This window comes from Defluviimonas salinarum, assembly GCF_026013545.1.
Classification (GTDB): domain Bacteria; phylum Pseudomonadota; class Alphaproteobacteria; order Rhodobacterales; family Rhodobacteraceae; genus Albidovulum; species Albidovulum salinarum.
In genome coordinates this window covers 1-9,764 of sequence record NZ_JAPDOG010000060.1, presented here as the reverse complement: position 1 = coordinate 9,764, position 9,764 = coordinate 1, and the positions used below count along the sequence as shown (strand labels likewise).

General features: G+C 65.3%; 9 protein-coding genes and 1 pseudogene. 4 read left to right on the top strand and 6 right to left on the bottom strand.

All coding sequences use genetic code 11. The annotated features are described in order from the left end of the window. Positions 1-145: pseudogene (locus OM960_RS24800) on the bottom strand (acyl-CoA dehydrogenase); the annotation flags it as partial. A 13-nt stretch (positions 146-158) separates the two neighbouring features. Beyond that, positions 159-1,460, bottom strand: coding sequence for a 4-aminobutyrate--2-oxoglutarate transaminase (gene gabT, locus OM960_RS24795; RefSeq protein WP_264773855.1), 1,302 nt, complete (start codon positions 1,458-1,460; stop codon positions 159-161). Positions 1,461-1,586: 126 nt separating this feature from the next. Between gabT and OM960_RS24790 the strand changes: the two genes are divergently transcribed. The 4 genes from OM960_RS24790 (at position 1,587) to OM960_RS24775 (ending at position 4,280) form a co-directional block, all read left to right on the top strand. Continuing rightward, positions 1,587-2,165, top strand: a complete 579-nt coding sequence (locus OM960_RS24790; protein ID WP_263340864.1) for a cupin domain-containing protein — start codon at positions 1,587-1,589, stop codon at positions 2,163-2,165. A gap of 502 nt (positions 2,166-2,667) precedes the next feature. After that, complete coding sequence (locus OM960_RS24785) at positions 2,668-3,333, top strand: hypothetical protein (RefSeq protein WP_264773854.1); 666 nt, start codon at positions 2,668-2,670, stop codon at positions 3,331-3,333. Between the two features lie 114 nt (positions 3,334-3,447). Continuing rightward, positions 3,448-3,924, top strand: a complete 477-nt coding sequence (locus OM960_RS24780) for an IS5 family transposase (RefSeq protein ID WP_264773853.1) — start codon at positions 3,448-3,450, stop codon at positions 3,922-3,924. Continuing rightward, the gene (locus OM960_RS24775) at positions 3,921-4,280 is read left to right on the top strand and encodes a transposase (protein ID WP_263340873.1); all 360 of its coding nucleotides are present in this window, start codon (positions 3,921-3,923) and stop codon (positions 4,278-4,280) included. Before OM960_RS24780 ends, OM960_RS24775 begins: the two co-directional genes overlap by 4 nt. A 429-nt stretch (positions 4,281-4,709) precedes the next feature. Here the strand turns inward: OM960_RS24775 and OM960_RS24770 are convergent, their stop codons facing one another. The 4 genes from OM960_RS24770 to OM960_RS24755 are packed head-to-tail and all read right to left on the bottom strand — an operon-like array spanning position 4,710 to position 9,706. After that, on the bottom strand, positions 4,710-6,347 hold the full coding sequence (locus OM960_RS24770; protein ID WP_263340875.1) for an ABC transporter ATP-binding protein: 1,638 nt from the start codon (positions 6,345-6,347) through the stop codon (positions 4,710-4,712). Further along, a complete protein-coding gene (locus OM960_RS24765; RefSeq protein ID WP_264773852.1) occupies positions 6,340-7,158 on the bottom strand; it encodes an ABC transporter permease in 819 nt (272 codons plus the stop codon). The genes OM960_RS24770 and OM960_RS24765 overlap by 8 nt, the downstream gene beginning before the upstream one ends. Further along, positions 7,155-8,114 (bottom strand): ABC transporter permease, encoded by a 960-nt coding sequence (locus OM960_RS24760; protein ID WP_263340880.1) that lies wholly within the window; start codon positions 8,112-8,114, stop codon positions 7,155-7,157. Before OM960_RS24760 ends, OM960_RS24765 begins: the two co-directional genes overlap by 4 nt. Before the next feature lie 14 nt (positions 8,115-8,128). Continuing rightward, on the bottom strand, positions 8,129-9,706 hold the full coding sequence (locus OM960_RS24755) for an ABC transporter substrate-binding protein (protein WP_264773851.1): 1,578 nt from the start codon (positions 9,704-9,706) through the stop codon (positions 8,129-8,131). Between the last annotated feature and the right edge of the window lie 58 nt (positions 9,707-9,764).

The following is a 9,764-nucleotide window of genomic DNA, read 5'->3' as shown; positions in this document are numbered from 1 at the left end:
GCTGGAGTTTTTCGGCCGCGTAGGCGCGGGCGCCGTCGCGGAGCATCCGCTCTTCCTCGGTCAGCTGGTCTTCCATGCGGAAGGCGTCTTCCCAGTCGAAGCGCGACAGGTCGGGGCGGCTTTGCGCGCTCAGGTCCTTGGCCATGGTCTTGGTCCTTTCAGGCAGCTTTTGCGGTTTTCGAGATCGCCGCCTCGAGGGCGGCCTCGATGATGTCGAGCGCCTCGTCGACGAGCGCATCGGGCGTGGTCAGCGGCGGCAGGAGCCGGACGACATTGGCCCGGGTTCCGCAGGGCAGGATGATGAGGCCGCGCGCCTCGGCCTCGGCGACGATCGCCTGGGTCAGCGCCGGATCCGGAGACCGGCTCGCCCGGTCGGTGACGAGTTCGAAGGCGATCATCGCCCCGAGGCCGCGCACGTCGCCGATCGGCTCCATGCCCTGGCGCGCGGCGATCGCCGTGAGGCGGGCCCGGATCCGGTCGCCGATTTCCGTCGCGCGCCGGCAGAGGTCCTCCTCCTCGATCACGTCGAGAACCGCGTTGGCGGCGGCGACCGCCAGCGGATTGCCCGCATAGGTGCCGCCGATCCCCCCGGCCGGAGCCGCATCGACGATCTCGGCGCGCCCCGTGACGGCCGAGAGCGGGAAGCCGCCGGCGAGCCCCTTGGCCATCGTCACGAGGTCGGCGGCGACGCCGGCATGTTCGAATGCGAAGAGCTTGCCGGTCCGCGCCATGCCTGCCTGCACCTCGTCCGCGATCAGGACGATCCCGTGCCGGTCGGCGAGCTTGCGCAGGTCCCGCAGGAACTCTGCCGGAGCAACGTTGAAGCCGCCCTCGCCCTGCACCGGCTCGATGATGATCGCAGCGACGCGGTCCGGGTCGATGCTCGATTTGAACAACTGGTCGAGCTGCGCGAGGCTCATCTCCGGGGTGACGCCATGATAGGCGTTCGGAAACGCGACGTGATGGACCTCGGGCGGCATGGCGCCGAAAGCCTTCTTGTAGGGCGCGACCTTGCCACACAGCGCCATGCCCATCAGCGTGCGCCCGTGGAAGGCGCCGGAGAAGGCGATGATGCCGGACCGCCCGGTATGGGCGCGCGCCATCTTGACGGCGTTCTCGACCGCCTCGGCCCCGGTCGTGACCAGCATTGTCTTCTTGGCGAAATCGCCGGGCGTGGCCGCATTCAGCCGCTCGGCCAGCCGAATGTAGCCCTCATACGGCGCGACGTGGAAACAGGTATGGGTGAATGCCTCGGCCTGCCGCGCGACAGCCGCCATGAGCCTTGGATGGCGATGGCCGGTATTGTTCACGGCGATCCCGGCGGCGAAGTCGATGTAACGCTTGCCGTCGACATCCCAAAGCTCGGCATTCTGAGCGCGCTCCGCGTAGATGCCGCGCGTCGCGACCCCGGCAGCAACCGCGTGCCCGCGCCGCGCTCTCAGTTCCTCAGTGAGACTCATTTCCGCACTCCCTGGTGGCTCAAAAAGCGCATTAGCATCGCTCAGTATTTTGAGCAACAGGATTTTTTGGATGTTGAGCCAATCTCTCGTCACAGGTAAGACGAAGGGAACACGTGGAGGACCGCTATGAATGACTTCGACGTCGGCTCGCGCCTGAAGGAGTTGCGCCTGCGTTACGGAATGTCGCAACGCCAGCTGGCAGATGCGGCCGATGTGCCGCATGGACAGATCTCGATGATCGAGACGAACAAGAGCAGCCCTTCCGTCGCCTCTCTGCGCAAAATTCTGGGCGGAATGAACATTGGAATGTCAGAGTTTTTCGAGCCGGAAAGCCCGCAAAGTTCAGACGTGTTCTTTACGCCGTCGCAGCTGAGGGACCTGACCTCGCGCATCTATTCCGGGCGCGAAGGCACGGTCGGCAAGATCACGCTGAAGCAGGTCGGGGACGCCCGCGCCCACAATCTGCAGATCCTGCACGAGACCTACGAGCCGGGCGCCGATACCGGCGACGACATGCTCGAACATGTCGCGAGCGAGGGCGGCATCGTCGTGTCGGGCGAGATCGAACTGACCGTCGGCGACCGTACCGCCATTCTCAAGGCCGGTGACGCGTTCCTGTTCAAATCCCAGGAGCCTCACAGGTTCCGAAATGTCGGCGACCGTCCAGCGACCGTGATTTCGGCGTGTTCCCCACCCTACCTGTAGTGTTCTTGGAGGGCGTTGGCGTTCGGCAAGCAACGATGGTTGCGGGGGCACGCATTGGCCTTTGCCGAACAATTGCCAAGTATAAAGAGTTGACACCACCGTAACCCGAGCGGTCTGGCGAGACACCGGCCTGGTTGACATATCGCAGTGGACGGGTGTGAAGGTTTCATGGAGGCGGTTAAACTGCGCCGTCGGGGATGGAGGGCGTTCAACCTTTCCGATCGAGTCGCGGGGTTGATTTTGCCCATCTTGGCGCACATGATCGACGGCGACGGGGACAGAACGCAGGATCCACGTCAAGCCGCTGATTGTATATCGATCTGGCGACAGATCCTTCACAATCCGAACAGGACCGAAGGCTCTGCGGTTCGGCCCGACGAAGACCATCCCCCACCGCGAGCTTCGCCAAATCCACATCAAGGACGCCCGGGCTGGATTTTCCTTTGGCACGGACAAGCGCCGGCGCTACGACAGGACGCGGAAGGATGGCGGATCAATGCGGATGAACCGGCTCTTTTCCCTCGAGTTGCCTTTCACGCGTTTTCTGCGCAACGTCGTACTGGTGAGTCTCGCGGCTCTGATCCCGGTGGTGCTCCTCTATGTCGCGACCCGGCCCGGCTTCGGTGCCATGCTGCTCGGCGGCGGGCCTGCCCTGTCACGGTTTCTGCGACAGATCATCACCAACGGCCTGCCGGTCGTATTCATCGTGAACTACATCTCGTTCTTCCTGTTCGCCTGGATGAACACGGGATCACGTGGAAAGCGAGACTCAGCCTTCATCGTCCTGGTCGACATCACCGCCAGGCTCATGGCATTCGTGGTGCTGCACGCCCTGATATACGTTCTCTCTGCGGATTGGTTCGGCTCGTTCGCCGGTAGCCGGATCACGGCATTGAGCGTCGTCGCTCCGACGCTCGCCAGATCGGCGCTCTTCGAGAACATCTCGGGCGCGTATCTCTACGCAACGCTGGTCAGTGCCCTGCCGCTCTATGTCGGCGCGGTCGAAAGGTCTGCGTTGTTCGACCGCCTTACGCGCCGCTTTCCCAGGAAATCCGGCCCGGTGATCATCGCCCTTGCCCTGTTCGCGTGCTTCGCCCTGATTTTGTCAGGCATCGCAGCTCTTGCCGTTCACCTGCAAGAAGGCTTCAGCTGGGGCGGCGCCGGCTAACGCGCCGGCACCAAACGCCGCGGGCGGGACGCGACGGGTGTTCAAGCCATTCTAGGTTGAGTTGACAAAGGGGATCACAGGGCGGGCTGATCGTGATTCAAACTGGTATCTTTGATGGACACCAGCTTGGCACGAGACCTGATGTCGGACCAGGAGTGGGCGTTCTTTGAGCCCTTCATCTTTGCCGTCCGCGCCCCGAATGGACGCAAACCCATAAACCATCGTCTTGTTCTGGATGGGATTTTCTGGATTGCACGGACAGGTTCACCTTGGCGCGACCTGCCAGAGGAGCTCGGCAAGTGGTCGAGCGTTTATCGGCGGTTCCGGCGCTGGACGCTGGCGGGACTGTGGGAAGCTATCATGGATGCTCTGAACCAAAGTGCGGCCGTTCCGCACGCCCTGCAAATGATCGACAGCACCGTGGTCCGCGCCCATCATCAGGCAGCGGGCGCAAAAGGGGGACTCCGCGACAGGATTTCGGCCGCTCGCGCCCGTCAGTCGGGAAAACGATCCACTGGATCGTTTCCTGATCTTCGTTCCACTTCACGACCAGGATCCACCTCCGCGTCAACGGTGCAGGCCTGCCCATGAGGACCGGGATCACACCGGGGCAGACCTCAGGTTACCTGGGCTTCGATCTGGTCATGGCCGACAACCTGCCCGCACCTGCCGTCCTGCTCGCCGACCGGGGTTATGACTCTGAAAACGTTCGCACAACCATGGAGGCTCGCAACGTCGTGCCAGTCATCCCGATGCGAAAGACCCGCAAGTTGCGCGTGGCTGTGGACCGCAGGCTCTACCGGCTGCGCAACCTCGTCGAGCGCTGCTTCAACAGGCTGAAGAATGCCCGCCGCGTCGCAACACGCTACGACAAGACCGCCGAGAGCTTCCTCGGCTTCATCGACATCACCTCGATCCGCCTCTGGCTCCGCCATTTGTCAACATGACCTAACTTTTCATTGGACCACTCGGTGGGGCAGACCAGCAGACCAGTGCCACTGGCCGGCCGCAAACGCGGACCGAGCAGTCCTCCGGCGTGTCGTGGCGGCGGCCCGGCAGGCCGGTCACGGTCAGGACCTGCTCGTAACGCGCCGTCGCGGCCGATCTCGAGATCCCAGATATCTGCCGTGGTGCTGACGCGTAAGCCCAGAACTCGCCGGGGCGGTAGCTGAAGCGGTCGGTGTAGCCCCAGATCTCCAGCACCTCGGGGTCGCGGGCCGGACCGTATAGTAGTTGCCGAGGATGTGACGCGCCTTGGCGCGGCTTCGCGGCGGGGCGATCGGGGTCAGGGGATCGGTCTCGCGGCCAGCCACGACCGGATGTTCCTGTCGTTCGGATATTGGGCGCCCGCGCAGATGGGCGGGCCGCCCGGTTGCTCAGGCCCCCGCGCTCTCCATCTTGCGGTGGGCGATCACATGCTCAAGCCAACCGAGCTTCATCTCGGGGACCGAGGACAGCAGAAGGTCCGTGTAGTCGTCGAAGGGCGGCGCCAGAACCTCCGCCTTCGAGCCGTAGCGCACAACCTGCCCGCGATACATGACCGCGATCGAATCCGCGATCGCCCGCACCGTCGCGAGATCATGTGTGATGAAGAGGTAGGCCACGCCCTCGATCCTTTGCAGGTCGAGCAGAAGCTTCAGGATCCCGTCCGCGACAAGCGGATCGAGGGCCGAGGTCACCTCGTCGCAGATGATCATCTTCGGCTTCGCGGCGAGCGCCCGGGCGATGCAGACACGCTGCTTCTGGCCGCCCGAGAGCTCGGCCGGATAGCGGTCGATGAACTTCTCGCCCATCTCGATCTCGTCGAGGAGCTCGATCACGCGCCTGCGTTTCGCCGCTCCTTTCAGGCCGAAGTAGAATTCGAGCGGCCGGCCGATGATCTTGCCGACGGTGTGGCGCGGGTTCATCGCCACGTCGGCCATCTGGTAGATCATCTGCAACTCGCGCAGGTCGTCGCGCGAACGGTCTTCCATCTCGGCCGAAAGCGTCCGTCCGGCGAAGCTGATCCGTCCCGCCGACGGCGACAGGAGCCCGGTGATCGCGCGCGCCAGCGTCGACTTTCCGGAGCCGCTTTCGCCCACCACCGCCAGCGTCTGGCCGGGATGAAGCTCGACCGAGACGTTCTTCAGCACGTCGAACGCGGTGCCGCGATAGCGGGCGTTGAGGTTCTCGACCTTCAGAAGCGGCGCGGGCGTGGGGCGTTTTTCCTCGTGATCGATCGAGCGGACCGAGACCAGCGCGCGGGTATAGTCCTCGTGCGGGGCCTCGATGATCTGCCGCGTGTCGCCGTATTCGACCATCGCGCCGTTGCGCAGCACCATGATGTGGTCGGCGACCTGCGCGACGACAGCGAGGTCGTGGGTGATATAGAGCGCGGCGACTCCGGTATCGTGGATCGCTTCCTTGATCGCGGCGAGGACGTCGATCTGCGTCGTGACATCAAGCGCGGTCGTCGGCTCGTCGAAGACCACGAGGTCCGGCTCCGGGCAGAGCGCCATCGCGGTCATCGCCCGCTGGAGTTGACCGCCCGAGACCTGGTGCGGATAGCGCTCGCCGAACTTCTCCGGTTCTGGCAGGCCGAGCTTGCGGAAGAGCTTCACCGCGCGCGCCTCGGCCTCGGCGCGCGAGGCGCGGCCGTGCTTCAGCGTCGCCTCGATCACCTGCTCCATCAGCCGCTTGGCCGGGTTGAAGGCGGCGGCGGCGGATTGCGCGACATAGGTCACCTCCTTGCCGCGCAGCGCCCGCAGGCCGGCCTCGTTGCCGGCGAGGATGTCGCGGCCGTTGAGCATCACCTGGCCGCCGCTGATCCGCACGCCGCCGCGACCATAGGCCATCGACGACAGCCCGATCGTCGACTTGCCGGCGCCGGATTCGCCGATCAGGCCGAGGACCTTGCCCTTCTGGAGCGTGAAGGACACGCCATGCACGATCTCGATGTCGCGCGGCTTCTCGCCGGGCGGGTAGACCGTGGCCGCGATCTTCAGGTCGCGGACGTCTAGCAGGGTGTCAGCCATTGCGGCCCCCTTTCAGGCTCGTGGTGCGGTTCAGGATCCAGTCGGCGACGAGGTTGACCGAGATCGCAAGCGTCGCGATCGCGACTGCCGGGGCGAGGGCCGCCGGCACGCCGTAGATGATGCCGTCCTTGTTCTCCTTGACGATGCCGCCCCAGTCCGCAAGCGGCGGCTGCACGCCGAGGCCGAGGAACGACAGCGTCGAGATGAAGAGCACCATGAAGATGAAGCGCAGGCCCATCTCGGCGACGAGCGGGCTGAGCGCGTTCGGCAGGATCTCGTGGAAGATCACCCAGCGCCGGCCCTCGCCCCTGAGCCGCGACGCCTCGACATAGTCCATCACCGCGATATCGACCGCGACGGCGCGGCTCAGCCGGAAGACGCGGGTCGCGTCGAGCAGCCCCATCACGAGGATCAGGACCGGCAGCGAGACCGGCATGACCGACAGGACGATCAGCGCGAAGATCAGGGTCGGGATCGCCATGATCAGGTCGACCCCGCGCGACAGCGCCTGGTCGACCCCGCCGCCCATCACTGCCGCGGTGAAGCCGAGGAGCGATCCGGTCACGAAGCTCAGGAGCGTGGCCGCGGTCGCGACGAGGATCGTGGTCTGGCCGCCATAGATCATCCGGCTGAGAAGATCGCGGCCGATCCCGTCGGTGCCGAGCAGGAACTGCGACGAGGCCGGCTCCCATACGCCGCCGACGATTTCGGCGACGTCGTAGGGGGCGATCAGGTCGGCGAAGATCGCGGTGAAGAAATAGATGCCGGTGAGGGCGAGCCCGATCAGGGCGCTGAGCGGAATGCGGGTCATTTCGGGTGCCTCAATCTCGGGTTGGCGAGGATCGCGATCACGTCTGCCAGCATGTTCAGCCCGATATAGACCGCCGCGAAGACGAGTCCGCAGGCCTGCACCACCGGCACGTCGCGCTTGGCGACATGGTCGACAAGGTACTGGCCCATGCCGGGATAGATGAACACGACCTCGACCACGACGACACCGACGACGAGATAGGCGAGGTTCAGCATCACCACGTTGACGACCGGGGCGATGGCGTTCGGGAGGGCGTGTTTCGCGATGATCACGAAGGGGCGCAGCCCTTTGAGTTCGGCCGTCTCGATATAGGCCGACTGCATCACGTTCAGGATCGCCGCCCGCGTCATCCGCATCATGTGGCCAAGGACGACCAGCACGAGAACCAGAACCGGCAGGGCGACCGCCTGGAGCTTTTCGAGAAGGCTCATGCCGGCGTAGATCGTCGCGACCGAGGGGAAGGCCGTGACCTTCACCGCGAGGAGGAACATCGCGATATAGCCAAGGAGGAATTCGGGGACGGACACGGTGGAGAGAGTCACGCCCGAGATCAGCTTGTCGGGCCAGCGGCCCTCGTAACGCACCGCGATCAGCCCGAGCAGAATCGCCGTCGGCACAGCGATCACGGCCGCACAGGCGGCGAGGAAGAGCGTGTTCGACAGCCGCTGGCCCATCGCCGTCGCGATGTCCTGGCCATTCGTCAGCGCGGTGCCGAGATCGCCCTGGAGTGCTGCGCCGAGCCAGTGGAGATAGCGCGTGAGCGCGGGCTCGTTCAGCCCGAGCTCGGCGCGCAGGTTGGCGAGCGCCTCGGGCGTCGCCGACTGGCCGAGGATCGACTGTGCGACGTCCCCCGGCAGGATCTGGGTGCCGGCGAAGATCAGCGCCGAGGCGGCGAGGAGGAGGAGGAGACCCAGCGCGATGCGCTGGGTCAGGAGTTTGACGATCGGATGGGTCATCGCACCGGTCCGGTTCAGGCGAGCCAGCACTTGTGCGGCGCAAGTCCGTTCATGACTTCCCAGACGTTGTTGGCTTCCCAACCCTGGACCTCGTCCCGGACGCCTTCGATGAAGTCGTTGAACATCGGGCAGATCAGCCCGCCCTCGTCGCGCAGGATATGGGCCATCTCGCTGTAGAGCGCCTTGCGCTTGGCCTCGTCGAGCTCGCCCTTGGCCTGGTTGAGGAGGCCGTCGAACTCCTCGTTCCTGAAGCGCGTGTCGTTCCAGTCGGCGGTCGAGAGATAGGCCGTCGAGTACATCTGGTCCTGCACCGGCCGGCCACCCCAGTAGGAGGCGCAGAACGGCTGCTTGTTCCAAACCTCCGACCAGTAACCGTCGCCCGGCTCGCGCTTGATCTCGAGCGGGATACCGGCGGCGGCGGCGCTTTGCTGGAAGAGCTGGGCCGCGTCGAGCGCGCCGGGGAAGGCGACGTCCGAGACCTGAAGCACGATGGGCGAGCCGTCATGGCCCGACTTCTTGTAGTATTCGGCGGCCTTCTCCGGGTCATAGCTCCGCTGCGGGATCGTGTCGTCGAACAGGGGGTAGCCCGCGTTGACCGGAATGTCGTTGCCGACCGTGCCGTAGCCGAGAAGGATCTTCTCGACCATCTCCTCGCGGTTGATCGCGAGCTTCAGTGCCATCCGGAGGTCGTTGTTTTCGAAGGGCGCGGCGTCGCAATGCATCAGGAAGACGTAGTGCCCGCGGCCCGCGACGTTCTTGACCTGCACGCCCGGCGCGCGGGACAGAAGCTGGGCGATCTTCGGCTCGACCTTGTTGATGATGTGGACCTGGCCGGACTGCAGCGCGGCCGTCCGCGCGGTGGCGTCGTTGATGACCAGCATCTCGACCTGATCGACATGGCCGCGGCTCGAGTCCCAGTAGTTCGCGAACTTCTCGAAGACGTAGCGCACGCCCGCCTCTTCCGAGACGACCCTGTAGGCGCCCGTGCCGATGCCGGCAGCCGGATTGTCGAAGCCGCCGTTCGGTTGGATCGCGAGCTGGTAGGTCGACATCAGGTAGGGCAGGTCGGCGGTCGGCGTCGCGGTGGTCACGATGAACATGTCGCCGTCCGCCTTCATCTCGGCGATGCCGCGCATCACGCCGAGGGCGCCCGACTGCGAGTTCTCGTCCGAGTGGCGCTTCATCGTCGCGAGCACGTCCTCGGCCGTTAGCGTCTTGCCGTCATGGAACTCCACGCCCTGGCGAATCTTGAAGGCCCAGGTCGTGCCGTCGGCGCTGGATTCGACCGATTCCGCAAGCCGCCAGTCGAAGCTGCCGTCCGGGTTGGTGTCGAGCAGCGGCTCGCCGAAGGCGCGGGTTGTGTGGAACGGCACCTGGCTCAGCGCCGCAGCCGGATCGAGCGAGTTCGTGCTCTCGCCGCCGCCGAGCCCCATCTTGAGCGTGCCGCCCTTGACCGGGGTCTCGGCCCGCGCCGCCGCGGCGAGAAGCGCGCTCGCCGAGACCGCGCCGACACCGAGCGCCGCCGCGCGGCCCATGAAGTCCCGGCGCGAGATGGCGCGGGCGAAGGTCTTGTACTTGTGGTCGTCCGTCATGTTGGTCTCCCTTTGCTTCTTCGGTTGCACAGGGGGCTCCTCCCCCCTGCCAATGGCG

Bases quoted from the DNA above. Each gene is read 5' to 3' on its own strand.
- OM960_RS24790 (WP_263340864.1), top strand. From the start codon at position 1,587: ATGAATGACTTCGACGTCGGCTCGCGCCTGAAGGAGTTGCGCCTGCGT.
- OM960_RS24780 (WP_264773853.1), top strand. From the start codon at position 3,448: ATGGACACCAGCTTGGCACGAGACCTGATGTCGGACCAGGAGTGGGCG.
- OM960_RS24755 (WP_264773851.1), bottom strand. From the start codon at position 9,706: ATGACGGACGACCACAAGTACAAGACCTTCGCCCGCGCCATCTCGCGC.
- OM960_RS24785 (WP_264773854.1), top strand. From the start codon at position 2,668: ATGAACCGGCTCTTTTCCCTCGAGTTGCCTTTCACGCGTTTTCTGCGC.
- OM960_RS24760 (WP_263340880.1), bottom strand. From the start codon at position 8,114: ATGACCCATCCGATCGTCAAACTCCTGACCCAGCGCATCGCGCTGGGT.
- OM960_RS24765 (WP_264773852.1), bottom strand. From the start codon at position 7,158: ATGACCCGCATTCCGCTCAGCGCCCTGATCGGGCTCGCCCTCACCGGC.
- OM960_RS24770 (WP_263340875.1), bottom strand. From the start codon at position 6,347: ATGGCTGACACCCTGCTAGACGTCCGCGACCTGAAGATCGCGGCCACG.
- OM960_RS24775 (WP_263340873.1), top strand. From the start codon at position 3,921: ATGAGGACCGGGATCACACCGGGGCAGACCTCAGGTTACCTGGGCTTC.
- gabT (WP_264773855.1), bottom strand. From the start codon at position 1,460: ATGAGTCTCACTGAGGAACTGAGAGCGCGGCGCGGGCACGCGGTTGCT.